Annotated in this window: 20 protein-coding genes; 15 read left to right on the top strand and 5 right to left on the bottom strand. The window is 61.4% G+C overall.

The genetic code is table 11. The annotated features are described in order from the left end of the window. Positions 1–12: 12 nt before the first annotated feature. From rpe to purB, 4 genes are all read left to right on the top strand, one after another. Complete coding sequence (gene rpe, locus GR197_RS24650; RefSeq protein ID WP_164014286.1) at positions 13–690, top strand: ribulose-phosphate 3-epimerase; 678 nt, start codon at positions 13–15, stop codon at positions 688–690. Continuing rightward, entirely contained in the window at positions 687–1,400 is a 714-nt protein-coding gene (locus tag GR197_RS24645; RefSeq protein ID WP_164014284.1) for a DUF2259 domain-containing protein, read from the top strand. Before rpe ends, GR197_RS24645 begins: the two co-directional genes overlap by 4 nt. Before the next feature lie 17 nt (positions 1,401–1,417). Further along, on the top strand, positions 1,418–1,948 hold the full coding sequence (locus GR197_RS24640) for a hypothetical protein (RefSeq protein ID WP_164014282.1): 531 nt from the start codon (positions 1,418–1,420) through the stop codon (positions 1,946–1,948). Positions 1,949–2,071: 123 nt separating this feature from the next. Further along, positions 2,072–3,379 carry an adenylosuccinate lyase gene (gene purB / locus GR197_RS24635; protein ID WP_164014280.1) on the top strand — a complete coding sequence of 436 codons (1,308 nt, stop codon included), beginning with the start codon at positions 2,072–2,074 and terminating at the stop codon, positions 3,377–3,379. Positions 3,380–3,631: 252 nt separating this feature from the next. Here purB and GR197_RS24630 read toward each other — a convergent pair whose 3' ends face one another. The 3 genes from GR197_RS24630 to GR197_RS24620 form a co-directional block, all read right to left on the bottom strand. Then, entirely contained in the window at positions 3,632–4,045 is a 414-nt protein-coding gene (locus GR197_RS24630; protein ID WP_164014278.1) for a hypothetical protein, read from the bottom strand. A gap of 110 nt (positions 4,046–4,155) precedes the next feature. After that, on the bottom strand, positions 4,156–4,635 hold the full coding sequence (locus GR197_RS24625) for a low affinity iron permease family protein (protein ID WP_164014276.1): 480 nt from the start codon (positions 4,633–4,635) through the stop codon (positions 4,156–4,158). Between the two features lie 128 nt (positions 4,636–4,763). After that, a complete protein-coding gene (locus tag GR197_RS24620; protein ID WP_164014274.1) occupies positions 4,764–5,567 on the bottom strand; it encodes a DUF2189 domain-containing protein in 804 nt (267 codons plus the stop codon). A gap of 177 nt (positions 5,568–5,744) precedes the next feature. Here GR197_RS24620 and GR197_RS24615 point away from each other — a divergent pair, with 177 nt between their 5' ends. The 7 genes from GR197_RS24615 (at position 5,745) to GR197_RS24585 (ending at position 11,745) form a co-directional block, all read left to right on the top strand. Further along, positions 5,745–6,299: an RBBP9/YdeN family alpha/beta hydrolase gene (locus GR197_RS24615; RefSeq protein WP_164014272.1), complete on the top strand. Its 555-nt coding sequence runs from the start codon at positions 5,745–5,747 to the stop codon at positions 6,297–6,299. A gap of 96 nt (positions 6,300–6,395) precedes the next feature. Beyond that, positions 6,396–8,693, top strand: a complete 2,298-nt coding sequence (locus GR197_RS24610) for a putative bifunctional diguanylate cyclase/phosphodiesterase (RefSeq protein WP_164014270.1) — start codon at positions 6,396–6,398, stop codon at positions 8,691–8,693. Positions 8,694–8,965: 272 nt separating this feature from the next. Beyond that, positions 8,966–9,730 (top strand): phosphoribosylaminoimidazolesuccinocarboxamide synthase, encoded by a 765-nt coding sequence (purC, locus tag GR197_RS24605; RefSeq protein ID WP_164014372.1) that lies wholly within the window; start codon positions 8,966–8,968, stop codon positions 9,728–9,730. 15 nt (positions 9,731–9,745) lie between these two features. Next, positions 9,746–9,988, top strand: coding sequence for a phosphoribosylformylglycinamidine synthase subunit PurS (gene purS / locus GR197_RS24600; protein ID WP_164014268.1), 243 nt, complete (start codon positions 9,746–9,748; stop codon positions 9,986–9,988). Between the two features lie 44 nt (positions 9,989–10,032). Beyond that, on the top strand, positions 10,033–10,587 hold the full coding sequence (locus tag GR197_RS24595) for an RNA 2'-phosphotransferase (RefSeq protein ID WP_164014266.1): 555 nt from the start codon (positions 10,033–10,035) through the stop codon (positions 10,585–10,587). After that, entirely contained in the window at positions 10,584–11,255 is a 672-nt protein-coding gene (gene purQ, locus GR197_RS24590) for a phosphoribosylformylglycinamidine synthase subunit PurQ (RefSeq protein WP_164014265.1), read from the top strand. Before GR197_RS24595 ends, purQ begins: the two co-directional genes overlap by 4 nt. 91 nt (positions 11,256–11,346) lie before the next feature. Beyond that, on the top strand, positions 11,347–11,745 hold the full coding sequence (locus GR197_RS24585; protein ID WP_164014263.1) for a hypothetical protein: 399 nt from the start codon (positions 11,347–11,349) through the stop codon (positions 11,743–11,745). A gap of 26 nt (positions 11,746–11,771) precedes the next feature. On the opposite strand, the gene GR197_RS24580 is transcribed toward GR197_RS24585, so the two are convergent. Then, the gene (locus GR197_RS24580) at positions 11,772–12,029 is read right to left on the bottom strand and encodes a DUF1127 domain-containing protein (RefSeq protein ID WP_164014261.1); all 258 of its coding nucleotides are present in this window, start codon (positions 12,027–12,029) and stop codon (positions 11,772–11,774) included. Between the two features lie 81 nt (positions 12,030–12,110). Here GR197_RS24580 and GR197_RS24575 point away from each other — a divergent pair, with 81 nt between their 5' ends. From GR197_RS24575 to GR197_RS24560, 4 genes are all read left to right on the top strand, one after another. Beyond that, positions 12,111–13,529, top strand: a complete 1,419-nt coding sequence (locus GR197_RS24575; RefSeq protein ID WP_164014259.1) for a PLP-dependent aminotransferase family protein — start codon at positions 12,111–12,113, stop codon at positions 13,527–13,529. Between the two features lie 122 nt (positions 13,530–13,651). Continuing rightward, the gene (locus tag GR197_RS24570; protein ID WP_164014257.1) at positions 13,652–14,230 is read left to right on the top strand and encodes an acyloxyacyl hydrolase; all 579 of its coding nucleotides are present in this window, start codon (positions 13,652–13,654) and stop codon (positions 14,228–14,230) included. 169 nt (positions 14,231–14,399) lie between these two features. Then, positions 14,400–16,631, top strand: a complete 2,232-nt coding sequence (gene purL, locus GR197_RS24565) for a phosphoribosylformylglycinamidine synthase subunit PurL (protein WP_164014255.1) — start codon at positions 14,400–14,402, stop codon at positions 16,629–16,631. Positions 16,632–16,650: 19 nt separating this feature from the next. After that, on the top strand, positions 16,651–16,884 hold the full coding sequence (locus tag GR197_RS24560; protein WP_164014253.1) for a BolA/IbaG family iron-sulfur metabolism protein: 234 nt from the start codon (positions 16,651–16,653) through the stop codon (positions 16,882–16,884). Between the two features lie 32 nt (positions 16,885–16,916). On the opposite strand, the gene GR197_RS24555 is transcribed toward GR197_RS24560, so the two are convergent. Then, positions 16,917–18,152: a hypothetical protein gene (locus tag GR197_RS24555; RefSeq protein WP_164014252.1), complete on the bottom strand. Its 1,236-nt coding sequence runs from the start codon at positions 18,150–18,152 to the stop codon at positions 16,917–16,919. Between the last annotated feature and the right edge of the window lie 49 nt (positions 18,153–18,201).

Here is an 18,201-nt window from a genome sequence, read left to right as displayed (position 1 = left end):
GAGTGAGATTTGATGACGCTGCCCATTCGCATTGCCCCCTCGATTCTCGCGGCGGATTTCGCCAGGCTCGGCGAGGAGGTGCGCAACGTCACGGCCGCCGGCGCCGACTGGATCCATCTCGACGTGATGGACGGGCATTTCGTGCCGAATATCTCTTTCGGCCCCGATGTCATCAAGTCGCTGCGCTCCTATACCTCCGCCACCTTCGACTGCCATCTGATGATCTCGCCGGTCGACGACTATCTCGAAGCCTTCGCCAAGGCCGGCTGCGACCGCATCACCGTCCATGCCGAAGCCGGGCCGCATCTGCATCGCTCGCTGCAGACCATCCGCAATCTCGGCAAGAAGGTCGGGGTGACGCTCAATCCAGCAACACCGCTCAGCGTCATCGAAAACGTGCTCGACGATGTCGATCTCATCCTGATCATGTCGGTCAATCCCGGCTTCGGCGGGCAGAAGTTCATTCCGGCGATGGCGGCCAAGATCGCAGCTGCGAAGTCACTGATCGGTGATCGGCCGATCGAACTCGAGGTCGACGGCGGCGTCACGGTGGAAACGGTGCCGGCAATCGCGCAGGCCGGCGGCAACGTTCTCGTCGCCGGCTCGGCGATTTTCAAGGGCGCGACGGTCGAGGATTATCGCCGGACCGTCGCCGATCTGCGTCAGGCAGCCGAAGGGGCACGAGCATGATGAAGCGTCTACTCATCGGCGGCATGCTTGCCGCTGCATTGCCCGGCCTGTCACTGGCCGGCGATATCGCCAATATCCAGCCGATCGGCTTTTCCGCCGACGGCAAGGTGTTCGGATTTCAGGAATTCGGCATCGAGGAAGGCGGCGCTCCCTACTCCAACACCTATTTCGTCGATACCGACAGCGGCCAGTATCTCGAGGGCACGCCCTTCCACACCGAGATGACCGATAAGGACGCCAATCTCTCCAAGGCGCGGCGGCAGAACCTGACGGCGGCGCGCAGCCAGATGGACAAATACGATCTCTTGACCAATCCCGGCCTGATCGCCGCCTTCAATCCGCCGACCGAACTCGGCTCTCCCTCGAAGACCATCCGCTACACCACGCTTGCGACCGACGGTCCGCCGAAATCGCCCTATACGCTTTCGCTCGGTGAGATGCCGGTGCCGACCCCGAAGGATTGCGCGTCGGTCGACAAGCGGGTCCTCGGCTTCAGCCTGCAGATGATCGAGAAGCAAGGCGCTCCGAACCGCCAGGCAGCGCGGCAAGCAACCGCGGTCCCGGCCGACCGCGCCTGTTCTGTGGAATACCGGATCGGCGGCGCGATGGTCTATCAGCCGGAAGCCGGAAACCAGATTCACATCGCCCTTATCCTCGCCTTCGACGCCGACAGGAACGGACGCTGGATCGCCGTTCCGGTTCATCCCTGAACCAGGATCGCCCAAAGATGGATGGCCCGAGCCCGGATCGCTCAAGGACAGATCGCCCCAGCAGGGATCGTCTCAGAGCTGCGTGGCCGCCCTACCCCGATCTGATTGCCGGCGCATTGTTCTGGGGCGCGCAGATGCTCGCCTCCGCCATGCTCGGTCTTTACCTCCGCAACGGCCTGCAGACGAGCCGGCTTGCCGAGGTCGCCGTGCTCTATTTCGCCGGCGGCCTTTTCGCCTGGCCCTTCGCCCTGCCGGTCGCCCGCTTCTTTGCCTATGGCAGGCCGGCGGAGGCGCGGTTTGCCGCCTTTTTCGTGACGCTGACGGCCGCCACGATCGCAATGACCGCCTTCCTCTTCGCCATGGAATACCGGCTCTTCTACTCGCGCTGGCACGCGCCCTTCGGCAGCGTCGTCTGGGCTTTTCAATTCGTCTTCACCAGCATCAGCGCCGTCTACCAGTTTCTAGTGATCGGTCTTCGCCTGTTCCTGCCGCTTGGTCCCGTCTGCCTTGTCGCCAGCAGCTATCATCTTGCCAAACGCATGCGTTGAGATTGCCGCCCGTCTTTGCTACAGGGGCACTGAAGCAATTCCAGGAAAAGCGCCCCGCGGTTTTCCGTCTGGAATTGCGTAAAAACGAAACGCTCAAATCTCTTGAAGTGAAGGCAGCCGCCCATGATCCCGCGTTATTCCCGCCCCGAAATGGTCGCCATCTGGTCTCCCGAAACCAAATTCCGCATCTGGTTCGAGATCGAAGCGCATGCCTGCGACGCGCTGGCCGAACTCGGCGTCATCCCCCAATCGGCAGCAAAGACGATCTGGGAAAAGGGCGGCGCGGCCACCTTCGACGTCGACCGCATCGACGAGATTGAGGCCGTCACCAAGCATGACGTCATCGCCTTCCTCACCCACCTTGCCGAGATCGTCGGCCCGGATGCGCGTTTCGTCCACCAGGGTATGACCTCATCAGACGTGCTCGACACCTGCTTCAACGTCCAGCTTGTGCGCGCCACCGATATCCTGATTGCCGATATCGACCGCCTGCTCGCAGCGCTCAAAACCCGCGCCTTCGAACATAAGGACACCGTCACCATCGGCCGCTCGCACGGCATTCACGCCGAGCCCACCACCTTCGGCGTCAAGCTGGCGCTCGCCTATGCCGAATTCGAGCGCTGCCGCCAGCGCCTCGTCGCCGCCCGCGAGGAAGTCGCGACCTGCGCCATCTCGGGCGCCGTCGGCACCTTCGCCAATATCGATCCGCGCGTCGAGGAGCATGTCGCCGAGGCGCTTGGCCTGAAGGCCGAGCCGGTCTCGACGCAGGTCATCCCGCGCGACCGCCACGCCATGTATTTCGCCACCCTCGGCGTCGTCGCCTCCTCCATCGAGCGCCTGTCGACCGAAATCCGCCACCTGCAGCGCACCGAAGTGCTGGAAGTGGAAGAATATTTCTCGCCCGGCCAGAAGGGCTCCTCGGCCATGCCGCACAAGCGCAATCCGGTGCTGACCGAAAACCTCACCGGCCTCGCCCGCATGGTCCGCTCCTACGCCATGCCGGCCATGGAAAACGTCGCCCTCTGGCACGAGCGCGATATCTCCCACTCCTCCGTCGAACGCATGATCGGCCCGGATGCCACAGTCACCCTCGACTTCGCCCTCTCCCGTCTCGCCGGCGTCATCGAAAAGCTGCTGGTCTACCCTGAGAACATGGAGAAGAACCTCAACAAATTCCGCGGCCTCGTCCACTCCCAGCGCGTTCTCCTGGCCCTGACCCAGGCCGGCGCCTCCCGCGAGGACGCCTACCGCCTGGTGCAGCGCAACGCCATGAAGGTCTGGGAACGGGGCAAGGACTTCTTGGAAGAGCTGCTCGCCGATGCGGAAGTTCGGGCTGCGCTGTCCGAGGAGGATATTCGCGAGAAGTTCGACCTTGGGTATCATACCAAGCATGTCGATACGATTTTCCGGCGGGTGTTTGGGGCGGCGTGAGAGGTCTGGGGGCGTCACTTAGAATGGAAGCGGGCGGCCGGGAAGACGTTGCCGTTCATGCTCTGTCGTAGATGAATGCGCAATCATTTCTGGAGCGACGCTGTCGCGATAGATTAGGGCGACTACTGTGCGATCGGAAAAAATCGGTAATCTGAGATGATTTCCATCATCTCATTGTGGCCAACTCTTCTGCTTTTCAGAAGCCGACAAGTCTCAATCGCTACTAGCGACCGTGACTGCTCCCTTGACGATCTATCCGACGCTTCGCTTCCTTGACTGCAGCGTGATCATGACCACGAAGTAAATGCATGAAACCAGAACCGAAGGCAGGGAAATCACCAACAAAAAGGACAATAAGGTCAGCTCCCTCAGCGTGATATCCTGGACGCCAATATCCGACAGCAGAAATAGGGCAACTGCAATCAACGCTGAAATTCCCATAAAAACGATGGAAGACCACAAAATTGGCCGTGAATTTATTTCGGCAAACTTAATGCGATAGAAAATAAACAATACAAAAACGAATGGCAGCGAAAAGATAAACCTCCAGAACAACCCAATAAGGCCAAACTCGAAGAAAAATGGCAGATGCCCAATCGCCAATCCCACGAAATAGGCCTGAAAAAACAATTCGACCTGGGGCTCCCTGAGGAAGGACTCGCTCATTCTCCTCTCCGAACATGACTCTGGATTTACAGCGCTATGTGTGTCTTTTAAAAAAACAAAGGGCGAAGACTTTCAAATGCCCGACTAAGGTACGAATCCTATTTAATAATTCAGCTCTTCTCAAGCGGCCGTTGTTTCATCTTCGAGGTTTTGGCGCTCCCCAGGCGTTTGCGAGCTTCGGTCTTTTTCGGCGCAGCAGCTTCCGCGGTCTCCGATATCCGGCAAGCTTCCGTCTCGCCCCTACCCTTGGCCGCCTTGGCGACCAGCTCGTCGAGGCGCTTCAGCTCCTCCTCGTCGAGATTTTCGATGCCGATGAAGCGGTTTTCCGCGTGGCTGGTCAGGATGATTTCGTTGAGTTTGGCTTGGATCGCCCTGGTGTCGCGCGTCTGGGCGTTCTGCAACACGAAAACCATCAGGAAGGTGATGATCGTCGTGCCGGTGTTGATGACCAGCTGCCAGGTTTCCGAATAATCGAAGAAGGGCCCGAGGGCCGCCCAGATGATGACGGCGATGAGCGCCAAGATGAAGACTACGGGCTTGCCCGCCCATTCCGATATCTTCGTTGAGAAGCGGGCGAACAGATGCTTCATCGTCACCTCCGAAATCCTCCCACAAGCCGGTCACACATAACGCGGCGAGAGGTCTTGAGGTTCCGGGAAAGGACGAAGCTTTGAATTCCGGGGATCACGACAGTTCGAGATCCCCGGAAAACCTTCGATTACACGCCTTCGCGCGCAATCAGCTTGCGGTAAAGATGCCAGGTCGCATGGCCAAGGATCGGAATAACCAGCGCCAGCCCGGCAAAGACCGGGATCGTGCCGATCACGAGCAGTGCTGCGACGATCAGGCCCCAGAGCAGCACCGGCACCGGATTGGCGATCGTCGCCCGGATCGAGGCGAGGACGGCGGCCACCGCGCCGACATCGCGGTCGAGCAACAGCGGAAAGGTGATGACGGATATCGACAGCACGACGAGCGCGAAGACGAAGCCGATCAGATTGCCCCAGATGATCAGCTGCATGCCCTCGGGCGTGCCGAAGACCTGGCGGAAGAAGTCCGCCATGCTGCGCGGAAACACTTCGCCGAGCAGGTTGCTGTAGAGCGTCTGCGCCGTCACCAGCCAGACGACGAAAAGCGCACACAGCATCAGCCCGACTGCGACGATCGACGGCAGCGCCGGCGAATGGCGTACGTCGAGCGCATGCGTCCATGACGTGTCGAGGCCGGCTTCGCGCCGGCGGCTGATCTCGTAGAGACCGATCGCTGCGATCGGGCCGATCAGCACGAAACCTGCCATCAACGGAAAGACCATCGGCAAAAGATTGGCGCCCGATGACCACAGCGTCAGGAAGACGCCGGCAATCGGGTACATCAGGCACAGGAACACATAATGCGACGGTTTCTCCATGAAATCGTCGTACCCGCGCTTCAGCGCGTCGAAGACGTCGGCGATACTGATGCGATTGACAACGGGCCGCGCCAAGCTTTCGCCTGCACCCGTCATGACATGAAATGCCGCCATGGCTTTCTCCTCCTCAGCCGAGACCTGGTCGGCAGCGGACACGCAATCGGCGGGCAAGCCGATACGAAATCCGCAACCGGCACTGGAGCAATATAGCAAACCAAAACGCCCGTGTCGCTCTCTCCCTTCACGTCCCCTCTTGACATCTTGGTCGAGCTTTCTCACATCGGCGGCACTATGAAAGCCTCAGACGCAGATATCCTCATCATCCCCGGCTACACCAACTCCGGCCCAAGCCACTGGCAAAGCCGCTGGGAAGCAAAACTCAGCACGGCGCGGCGCGTCGAACAGGCCGAATGGACAAAGCCGGTCCGCGAGGACTGGATCGCCCGTATCGCCGAGGAAGTGAACGCCTCGACCCGTCCGGTCGTCCTCGTCGCCCATTCGCTTGGCGTGGCCTCGGCGATCCATGCCATCCCGCATTTCCGCAAACCGGTGGCTGGCGCCTTCCTCGTCGCCCCGCCCGATGTCGCCAATCCCGACATCCGCCCGAAGCACCTGATGACCTTCGGTCCCTATCCGCGTGATCCGCTGCCCTTCCCGTCGATCACGGTGGCGAGCCGCAGCGATCCGTTCGGCAGCTACGAACATGCCGACGATATCGCCAGCAGTTGGGGCTCCTTCCTCGTCGATGCCGGCGAGGCGGGCCATATCAATGCCGATTCCGGTCACGGCCCCTGGCCCGAGGGCACGATGGTCTTCGCCCAGTTCCTCAGTAAGCTCTCCGCCTGATTGCCGGAAAACCGGCCTCTCGCTTGTTGCGCAAGTGCTTTCTAAGTCTTTCTTAATGGAATGACAGCAGACTGCACCGAGATGAACTAAGCGAGAATGCCTGTGAAGAAAGCCCATCCAGCGGCCGATGATCCGCATGACGAGGCCGTAGCGGCCGAGGCAGGCGGCGGCAACGGGGCAGACGATGATTCCGACCTGGCGGAGCGGGAGAGCCGGTGGAACCATGCGCTCGTCGGCTCCGGCCTTGGCGTATGGGATCACAACTACCGTCTTGATCGCAAATATTACTCGCAGACGTGGAAGACCATGCGCGGCATGGCGCCGGACGAGGAAGCCGCCGGCGATTACGACACCTGGCTGCAGCTCGTCCATCCCGATGACCGCGATTTCGTCGTCCACGCCATCGACCGGCAGAACGCCGGCGATCCGGATTACCAGATCTTCCAATATCGCGAGCGCCACAGGGACGGCCACTGGATGTGGATCGACTGCCGTGGCGCCTGCGTCGAATGGGACGAGAGCGGCGTGCCGACACGCATCGTCGGCACCGATACGGATATCACCGCCCGCAAGGAGGCCGAAGAGACGCTGTCGCGTCTGTCGCGCCGGCTCGATCTGGCGCTGGAGACGTCTCGCATCGGCGTCTTCGAGGCGGATATCGAGAATGGCATCGTCGAATGGGATGAGCGGCTCATCGCCATTTACGGGCTGAAGGGCGTCTCGCGTCAGATCGCCGGCGACGTCTGGGCGAAAAGCCTGCATCCCGACGACCGCGAGCGCGTGCTGGGCCTGTCCGACCGCAGCGTCGAAAGCGGAAGTGATTTCCAGCAGGAATACCGCATCATTCGCGGCGACGGCGCCGAACGCGTCATCCGCGCCCGCTCGGCCTTCTTCGTCGACGGCAACGGCCACCGCAAGCTGATCGGCGCCAATTGGGACGTCACCGAGGAGGTCGCGCTGCGAAACGAGCTGCAGCGCGCCAAGGATCTGGCCGAGGCGCGCAATCGCGAACTCGAAGCCGCCAAGGAGAGCATCGAGCACCTGGCGCTGCACGATTATCTCACCAGCCTGCCGAACCGCCGCTATCTCGACAAGATGCTGGACGAGCGCTCGGCCGAATGCCGCGCCAAGGGCCTGGCGCTGGCGATCCTGCATATCGATCTCGACCGCTTCAAGCAGATCAACGACACGCTCGGCCACCGGGCCGGCGACGCCATGCTGCGGCATGCCGCAAGCGTTCTCAGAAGCTCCGTGCGCGCCGCCGATTTTGTGGCCCGCATCGGCGGCGACGAATTCGTCATCCTCTGCATCGTCGATCCCGCATCGAAGAAGATCGGCGGCCTTGCCGAACGTGTCATTCGCGAACTGCGCAAACCCGTCCGATATGAGGGGCACGACTGCCGTTTCGGCGCCAGCATCGGCATTGCCATCGACAGCGGACCGACGCTCGACGCCAAGCAGATGCTGCTCGATGCCGATATCGCGCTCTATCGTGCCAAGGGCCTGGGCCGCAACCGCTTCGAATTTTTCTCGGCTGCTGCCCGCCGCGATATCATCTCCGCCAAGCACCTCGCCGACGAGATCCTGATCGGCCTCGAGCGCAATGAATTTGTGCCCTTCTATCAGTTGCAGTTCGATGCCCGCACGCTAGATGTCGCGGGCGTTGAAACACTTGCCCGCTGGCAGCACCCGGTGCATGGGCTGCTGACGCCCGACCGCTTCCTCGATATCGCCGAAGACCTCGACGTCGTCTCGACCATCGACGCTCTGATCCTGGAGCGCGCCATGGCAGATCGCCGCGTCTGGATCAAGGACGGGCTGGTGGTTCCGAAAATATCGGTCAACGTTTCCGCCAGGCGGCTCGCCGATCCCGATCTCGGCAAAAAACTCCGCGCCCTGAAGATCGAGCCCGGCACGTTCGCCTTCGAATTGCTGGAGTCGATCTCGCTCGACGATTGCGACGAGGCGGTGGCGGCCAACCTGAAAAAGCTGCGCAAGCTCGGCATCGACATCCAGATCGACGATTTCGGCACCGGCCATGCCTCGATCGTCAGCCTGCTGCGCTTGAGCCCGAAGACGCTGAAGATCGACCGGGAGCTGATCCGCATGCTGCCGCAATCGGCCGAGCAGCGCAAACTCGTCGGCTCGATCATCGATATCGGTCGCTCGTTGAACATCCTCGTCATCGCCGAGGGCGTCGAGACTTCAGATCATATCCGCATTCTCGAAGAACTGGACTGCGACACGCTGCAGGGTTATGCGCTTGCCCGGCCAATGCCGGCCCTGCAGATCCCTTCCTTCATCCGTGCCGGAAGCTGGCGCCACGGGCAAACTGCCGCGCGCGCCCTGCAGACGCAGCTACGTCGCGCGCTGCCAGGCAGAGCCGCCAAATAAAAACCTGCCCAGGCGACCCGCCATTTCGCCGTCATTTCACCGTACGGGAAAAGGCGGTAGACTCGTCTTGCGAATTCATTCGATTCTCTTGGCGGTATTTCGTAAAATCCGGAAGCCGGAACCACGAAATCCGGAAACCGCGGCCAGAAATCCCGAAACCGGCGAAGGAGGGACAGGCGGATTGTGAAACACACTCTTTTCCTTTAAGGGGACGCCACGAGATCGATCCACTCGCGCTATCCCAAGAGCGCCAACAATAGAGAATGACCACGATGAACCGTCGCCGCCGTATCTACGAGGGCAAGGCAAAGATCTTGTATGAGGGCCCGGAACCGGGCACTTTGATCCAGTTCTTCAAGGACGATGCCACAGCCTTCAACAAGAAGAAACACGAAGTCATCGATGGCAAGGGCGTCCTCAATAATCGCATTTGCGAATATATCTTCAGCCATCTGAACAAGATCGGCATCCCTACGCATTTCATCCGCCGGCTCAACATGCGCGAGCAGCTGATCAAGGAAGTAGAGATGATCCCGCTGGAGATCGTCGTGCGCAACGTCGCCGCCGGTTCGCTCGCAAAGCGCCTTGGGATCGATGAGGGCGTGGTACTGCCGCGCTCGATCATCGAATTCTACTACAAATCAGACGCGCTTGACGATCCGATGGTCTCCGAAGAGCACATCACCGCCTTCGGCTGGGCCAATCCCGCCGAGCTCGACGACATCATGGCGCTTGCCATCCGCGTCAACGACTTCATGACCGGCCTCTTCCTCGGCGTCGGCATCCAGCTCGTCGACTTCAAGATCGAATGCGGCCGCCTGTTCGAAGGCGATATGATGCGCATCATCCTTGCCGACGAAATCTCGCCGGACAGCTGCCGGCTCTGGGATGTCGAAACCCACGAGAAGATGGACAAGGATCGTTTCCGCCGCGATCTCGGCGGGCTGCTCGAAGCCTATTCCGAAGTTGCGCGCCGTCTCGGCATCATCAATGAAAACGAGCCTGTGCGCGGCACCGGCCCGGTTCTGGTCAAGTAAGGCAGGGAAGACAAAGTGATCAAGGCTCGTGTCACCGTCACGCTGAAAAACGGCGTTCTCGATCCGCAGGGCAAGGCTATCGAAGGCGCGCTTGGCGCCCTCGGCTTCTCTGGCGTCGGCCATATAAGACAGGGCAAGGTCTTCGACCTGGAGCTGGAAAGCGCCGACAAGTCCAAGGCCGAGGCCGACCTCAAGGCCATGTGCGAAAAACTGCTCGCCAACACGGTGATCGAGAACTACGCGATCGCGATCGACTGACGATCACAGACCCGTCGTCCGGCGGACTTTGAGGATTTGGCGTCATGACGAAGACAAAGCTGGAGACGGAAGTCTCGAAATTTATGAGCTATGTTTTGCGTCATGCGCCTGATACCGCGGGTTTGACGCTTGATGCCGAGGGCTGGGTGTCGTTCGATGCGCTCGAAAAAGCGGTGGCATCGAAATACGATGTTTCCCGCGCCGATATTATCGAGATCATCGAAAACAATCCGAAGAAGCGCTTCACTCTCGCCGATAACAGAATTCGCGCCAATCAGGGTCATAGCGTCGAGGTCGATCTCGCCTTGAACCAGGTGGAACCGCCGGCAGTGCTTTATCACGGCACGTCACTGACGAGCTGGCAGGCGATCGAGCGCGAAGGCTTGAAGAAGATGCAGCGGCACCACGTTCATCTCTCAGTGGATGTCGAAACCGCAAAAATCGTCGCAATGCGCCGTAGGGGTGACCATGTCATCCTGCGTGTGGATGCGGCCCGCATGTTTTCAGAAGGCCATTCTTTCTTTGTCTCCGACAATGGGGTATGGCTCGCCGAAAGCGTTCCAGTTCAATATATTTCGCCAGACGCGGGGACCCCATGAAATCAGCCGTCGTTCAACTTCCGGGCCTCAACCGCGACCGCGATATGATCGCCGCCTTGACCAAGATTTCCGGCAAGCCGCCGGTGACGATCTGGCAGACGGAGACCGAGATCCCCGATGTCGACCTGATCGTCATCCCCGGCGGCTTCTCCTATGGCGATTACCTGCGCTGCGGCGCCATCGCCGCCCGGATGCCGGTCATGCAGGCAATCATCGACAAGGCGGCAAAGGGTGTGAAGGTGCTCGGCGTCTGCAACGGCTTCCAGATCCTCGTCGAGGCCGGCCTGCTGCCTGGTGCGCTGATGCGCAATGCATCGCTGAAATTCGTCTGCCGCGAGATCAAGCTCGAAGTCGTCAATGCCGAGACGGATTTCACCCGTGCCTACGCGCAGGGCCAGGTCATCCGCTGCCCGGTCGCTCACCACGACGGCAATTACTTCGCCGACGAGGCAACGCTGGCTCAGATTGAAGGCAATGGCCGGGTGGTCTTCCGTTATGCCGAGGGCACCAACCCGAACGGCTCGATGAACGACATCGCCGCCGTCATGAACGAAAAGGGCAACGTGCTCGGCATGATGCCGCATCCCGAAAACCTGATCGAAGCCGCCCATGGCGGTTCGGACGGCCGCGGCCTCTTTGCCTCGGCGCTCGACGTCATCGCCGCCTGATCTGCAGCGCCGCGCCTCTTTTCCGATGGTGCGAACATCGCTGTGGCACTTTGAACTCAAAATCCTTTCATCCGGATCCGGAGCAAGATCGATGCGCCCTCGCTATTCCGTCGCTAACGCTGCCCTGCTCGCCACTCTCGCAGCCATGGTCGCAGCCTGCCAGACGCCGGCGCCGACGACCGGTCCGAACCGCGCCGCACTGCCGACGATGGAACGTGTGGCGCTCGCCGCCAATGCCTGCTGGTTCAAATCCGGCGATCCGGCTTTTGCCGCTTACAAGCTTGCGCCGGAGCTCAATTCCTTCTCCGGCCGCCCACGCATCCTGCTTGTCCACAAGGGCAGCCCGGAAAGCCGGCCGCTGCTCGTCGTACAGGCCGAGGGAAGCCCGTCGCGCCTCCAGGCCTTCGGTCCGATGATGTCGGAGCCGGTTGCCGGCCGTATCGCCGCCGACGTCAATCGCTGGTCCGGCGGCAATAAGGCCTGCAGCTGACCGCTGCGGTCAGCTCGCAGTCTCGATCAATCCCAGAAGAACGACTTGCCGACTTCGCGCGCGGCGTCGGATTGCGACACGCCGATATCCTTGAGTTCGCTTGCCGTCAGATTTCTCAAGGCCTGGCGGCCTTCCCGCTTTTGATTCCAAAGAAGAATCGCCGCCCAGATCCGCCCCAAACGTGTCGTCGCCTCTGCAGGCGCGTCGGGAAGGACGATCTGTCTCCTATCCTCGTACGAGACAATCGGTATAATCGGCATTTTGATCTCAGGCAGGGCAGACATTCCAGGAATCCTCTCGGTTATCCATTGGAATTGACTCTTAATCTTGACAGGTACAATGTGACAATATAGACAATTGTCACCATGACAAATTGGCTTCCTGATCTTTCCCGCGGCTCCGGGCCGGTCTATCTTCGGCTCGCCGATAGCATCGAATCCGCCATATCGAGCGGCGCCCTGCCCGCCGGCAGCAAATTGCCGCCGCAACGCAATCTCGCTTACGATATCGGGGTGACAATCGGCACGATCGGCCGCGCCTATGCACTGGTGCACGAGCGTGGCCTGGTCGCCGGCGAAGTCGGGCGCGGCACCTATGTGCTGAACCGCTCGGAGACACCACCCGGCGAACAGGCCGACCCGTTGACGGCCTCGCTCGGCAGCACCCGCCTCCGGGATGCGCCGGCAGACAAGATTCGTTTCGACACCACCGCCGCTCCCGATCTCGGCCAGGGCAAGATCATAGCGGGCATCCTTTCCGAAATCGGCGAGCAGCATCTTGCCGAAATCTCCTCCTATTCCCGAAGTTTTCCGGGCAACTGGTTCGAGGCGGGCCGCCGCTGGCTTGCCCGCAGCGGCTGGACGCCGGAAGCCGAAAACATCGTGCCGACACTCGGCGCGCATGCGGCGGCGATTGCCGTCATCGCTGCCGTCTCGGCGCCGGGCGACAAGATCGTCTTCGAGGATCTGACCTACACCCAGGTCAGCCGCAGCGCCCGCCTGCTCGGCCGCCGCACGCTGACGGTCGATTCCGATGAAAGCGGCGTGATCCCCGACGATTTCGAGCGGCTCTGCCAGCAGCAGCATCCGAAGATCGCCTTTCTCATGCCGACCATCCACAATCCGACGGTGACGATCATGCCCTATGAACGGCGTGCGGCAATTGCTGCAATCGCCAGGAAGCACGGCGTCTGGCTGATCGAGGACGATCTCTATGGCGGCATGGCCGACGATGACACGCCGCTCATCGCCTCGCTTGCGCCCGATCGCACCTTCCTCGTCAGCGGCCTGTCGAAATCCGTCGCCGCCGGCGTGCGCGGCGGCTGGGTCGCCTGCCCGCCGCATTTCGCCCAGCGCATCAGGGTGACGCACAGGATGATCACCGGTGGCCTGCCCTTCATCCTGGCGGAAACCTGTGCGCGCCTCGTCGAAAGCGGCACGGCGCACGAAATCCGCAAACAGAGTGTCGAAGAACTCTCCCGGCGCGTCCGGCTCGCCCGCGAGCAACTGCAAGGCTTCGATTTCCAATCGCACCCGCACGCGCCTTTCCTCTGGCTGAAACTGCCGGAGCCATGGATGTCCGGCACGTTCAAGAATGCCGCTTACCGCGACGGCGTGCTGGTCGATGACGAGGACGAGTTCAAGGCGGCGCGCGGCGAGAAAATCTATCACCGCGTTCGCATCGGTTTCTCCTCGCCCAAGTCGCAACAGGAACTGATCTCCGGCCTGATGATCCTGCGCCGGCTGCTGGAAAATGGCGGCTCCGCCTATGATGGTGAAATATGACGTGTTGCAAATACACGTCATAATTTAGAAAAAATGTCAGAGCCAATTCGGAGCGCTTCACCGACTCAACCTCCATGTTACCTCTTCGTTGTTCCCGCCTGACGCGAATCAAAGGACAGCAGATGAGGGTCGACTTCGGAAGAATCGCGTTGCGTTTTCTAAGTACGGCGTCATTGGCAGCGGTCGCCGGCACCTTGGCGGCAGGCGCGGCAAATGCCGGCGAGCAGATATTCGATGAACTGCGTTTCGGGCTCTCGACCTCGGTGCAATCCGGCCATTCCAGGGAAGATGGCGTCTTTCCCGAAATCACTGCCCTCTTCGATCCTTTCGGCTACGATACTGCCGTCGGCTGGCAGCAGCAGTTGCTGCATCCTCGTCTGCATCTCGGTACCTCGATCGGCACATCAGGCGAGGCGAGCCAATTCTTCACGGGCTTCACCTGGACGGTCAATTTCAACAAAAAGCTGTTTGCCGAAGCCGGCTTCGGCGGCGTCATCCATACCGGCAATCTCGAGGGCGATGATGACGGCCCGGAACTCGGCTGTCGCGTTCTGTTCCACGAATATGCAGGCGCCGGCTACCGTTTCACCCCTCATTGGAACGTGATGGCCCAGATCGCCCACTCCTCGCATGCCAATCTCTGCGACGGCCCGAACGACGGCATGACGCGCGCCGGCCTGCAGGTCGGCTACAAGTTCTGACCGATTGCCGCTTTGAGAAAAGAACCTGCCTGCCCCTGTGAACTCCCCGAAGTTGGGTGTCCAACTTTCCGGGGGGCAGTTCACTGTGTTGACGGCGGGCTTTTTTCTGTCGCGCGTCGCCGCTACATAAGCTAAAGACAGCGCAAAACGCGCCAGGGACTTTCCGCTCATGACCATTCCAAACACCATGCCGATCACGCCGGAACTCATTGCAAGCCACGGCCTGAAGCCGGACGAGTACCAGCGCATTCTCGATCTGATCGGCCGCGAACCGAGTTTTACCGAGCTCGGTATCTTCTCGGCCATGTGGAATGAGCACTGCTCCTACAAATCCTCGAAGAAATGGCTGCGCACCCTGCCGACCGCCGGGCCGCGCGTCATCCAGGGCCCGGGCGAAAATGCCGGCGTGGTCGATATCGATGATGGCGATTGCGTCGTCTTCAAAATGGAGAGCCACAACCACCCCTCCTATATCGAGCCTTACCAGGGGGCTGCGACCGGCGTCGGCGGCATCCTGCGCGACGTTTTCACCATGGGTGCACGCCCGATTGCCGCGATGAACGCGCTGCGTTTCGGCGAGCCGGATCACCCGAAGACCCGTCACCTGGTTTCCGGCGTCGTCTCCGGCGTCGGCGGTTACGGCAATTCCTTCGGCGTGCCGACGGTCGGCGGCGAAGTCGAATTCGACGCCCGCTACAACGGCAATATCCTCGTTAACGCTTTTGCCGCCGGCATCGCCAAATCCAACGCCATCTTCCTGTCAGAAGCCAAGGGCGTCGGCCTTCCGGTCGTCTATCTCGGCGCCAAGACCGGCCGTGACGGCGTCGGCGGCGCGACGATGGCATCGGCCGAATTCGACGAATCGATCGAGGAAAAGCGCCCGACGGTTCAGGTCGGCGACCCCTTTACCGAAAAGTGCCTGCTCGAAGCCTGCCTTGAGCTGATGCAGACCGGCGCCGTCATCGCCATCCAGGACATGGGTGCGGCCGGCCTCACCTGTTCGGCCGTCGAAATGGGCGCCAAGGGCGATCTCGGCATCCTGCTCGAGCTCGACAAGGTGCCGGTCCGCGAAGAGATGATGACCGCCTACGAGATGATGCTGTCGGAAAGCCAGGAGCGCATGCTCATGGTGCTGCAGCCGGAGAAGGAAGCCGAAGCCAAGGCGATCTTCGTCAAATGGGGCCTCGACTTTGCCATCGTCGGCAAAACCACCGACGATCTGCGCTTCCGCGTCGTGCATCAGGGCGAGGAAGTCGCCAATCTGCCGATCAAGGATCTTGGCGACCAGGCGCCGGAATATGACCGCCCCTGGCGCGAATCCGGTAAGCAGGCTCCCCTGCCCGCCAATCTCGTCGCAGCCCCTCAGGATTACGCCCAGGCGCTGCTGCAGCTTGTCGGTTCCGCCAACCAGTCGAGCCGCCGCTGGGTCTACGAGCAATACGACACGCTGATCCAGGGCAACTCGCTGCAGCTTCCGGGCGGCGACGCCGGCGTCGTGCGCGTCGATGGCCATCCGAGCAAGGCGCTCGCCTTCTCCTCCGACGTCACCCCGCGTTATGTCGAGGCCGATCCTTTCGAAGGCGGCAAGCAGGCGGTTGCCGAATGCTGGCGCAACATCACCGCGACGGGCGCCGAGCCGCTCGCCGCCACCGACAATCTCAACTTCGGCAATCCCGAAAAGCCCGAAATCATGGGCCAGTTCGTCGAAGCGGTGAAGGGCATTGGCGAAGCCTGCCGCGCGCTCGACTTCCCGATCGTCTCGGGCAACGTCTCGCTCTACAATGAGACCAACGGCGTCGCCATCCTGCCGACCCCGACGATCGCAGGCGTCGGCCTGCTGCCGGATTGGCGCAAGATGGCCCGCATCGGCAGCGCCAGTGACGGCGACAAGGTGATCATGATCGGCGTCGATGGCAGCCATCTCGGCCAGTCGGTCTATCTCCGCGATGTGCTCGCCAGCAGCGAAGGCCCCGCCCCCGAAGTGGATCTGTTTGCCGAGCGGCGCAACGGCGATTTCGTTCGCTCCGTCATCCGCAACGACCAGGCGACCGCCTGCCACGATATTTCGTCGGGCGGCCTTGCCGTCGCGCTCGCCGAAATGGCCATGGCATCGAACAAGGGCCTGACGATCGATCTCGGCGAAGGCAAGGGCGCGCCGCATGCGCTGCTCTTCGGCGAAGACCAGGCTCGCTACATCTTGACAGTGCCTGCCGACGTGGCAAATTTCGTCTGCGCCAATGCAGAAGGCGCCGGTGTTCCTTTCCGCCGTCTCGGCACGGTCGGCGGGACGGCACTCGTCGTCGGCGATCTCATCTCGCTGCCGATTCAGCAATTGCGCGATGCCCATGAATCATGGTTCCCTGATTTCATGGAAGGCCGCGGCGAACTCGCCGCGGAATAATGCGCAAGGAGTAACGATCATGGCCATGAAACCCGGCGATATCGAAGACATGATCAAGGCTGGGATTCCCGGTGCCAGGGTAACGATCCGCGATCTGGCGGGCGATGGCGACCACTACGCCGCCGAAGTCGTCGCCGAAGTTTTCCGCGGCAAGAGCCGTGTGCAGCAGCACCAGATGGTCTACGAGGCGCTGAAAGGCAATATGGGCGGCGTGTTGCACGCGCTGGCGCTGCAGACCTCGGCGCCGGAATAAAGCTGGCCTGTCTCAAAGACGATGCCCGGCGTTCAGCCGGGTATCCTCTCAGCGTCGAGGCTGGCAAACACCAAGGCCGGCATCGGACCCGACGTCATCAGCGTGAAATCGAAGGGCGCCTTAAGATCGGGGCCTAGCACATATTGCCGGTGAACGCGTAGCTGGTCCTTGCGGATCCGGCGGTAGCGCTCGCGCGTCAGCATCTGCTTGACGCGGATCAGGATCATCTTTGCCGCAGGTGCATCCGCATGGCCGGCAACGGCGACGACCGGCACCTTGTAGAAATTGATTGAATCCGTCAGGCACTGCACGTCGAGCCAGGAAATCTCGGGGCAACGGGCGATCAAGCCGACGCGGGCACGCAGCTGCGTTGCCGATGACAGCAGCGCGCATTGCAGGATGGCGCTGCCGAGGGTGGCAAACGCCACGCGCTTGCCCTTGAAGATCTCCGGCTCCCTTTCCAGCAACATGCCGATGACATGGGCGGCGACGTTCGACCCCATGCTGTGCGAGGAGATCACATATTCGTCCGCCTCCTCCGCCAGCGCCTTGCGCACGGCCACGGCCCGGTCTTCCAGCCAGGCGTTGAAATCGGCCTGGTCCATGCGGCCGAGCGCCACCGCCATTTTCCAATCGGCAAACAGATGCAGTGTATGGAAGCGTTCGGAAAACGGCAGGAAGGCGAAGATGAAGAAGCAGAGCGCCAGCGGCCCGCTCCACAGCATGTGCCAAAGGGAAAAGCCGAGGCTATAGGGCAGCACAGTGATTTGCGCCGTCAGCGCAATTGCCAGCGCCGTCAGCAGGAACGGAAAGAGGAAGAACAGGCCGAAACGCCACGCATGGCGGAAATATCCCCGCATGCCGCCTTCCAATATGATCTGCCCGCAACTGCGGAAGCCCGCAATGATCTGGCTTAGCGTATTGCCGCCGCGCAGCCGGCTTACCAGCGCGTCGTGATCGACCATGTGGATCCGGCTCTTCGTCTGCCAGCCAGGAGAAACGGTGCCTGCCTCGGGCGCCGTGCCGGCTGCCCCGGGCGCCGCGTCAGCGGCTGCCTCGGGCGCCGCGTCAGCAGTTACCCCGCCGCCCGCCGTGACCTCGAAACTGAGGGCATCGCTTGCTGCTGCCGGCGCGCCCACCTCAATCGAATAGCCCCAGACGGCAGCGCTTTGCTTGGCAGAACGTTCGTAGCGCGCCCTGTGGGCAGCGCCGTCAAGCGGCTCGAAGCCGGCAAAGTGTATAACGACCCGCTTTTCGATCAGTTTCATTCCACCTTCCGGCCGGGCGAATGGCCGGCATGTTGCTTGCAATCCGGGC

It is taken from the genome of Rhizobium phaseoli (genome assembly GCF_010668805.1).
GTDB classification, from domain to species: domain Bacteria; phylum Pseudomonadota; class Alphaproteobacteria; order Rhizobiales; family Rhizobiaceae; genus Rhizobium; species Rhizobium phaseoli_A.
This window is presented reverse-complemented; position numbering and strand designations above follow the sequence as displayed.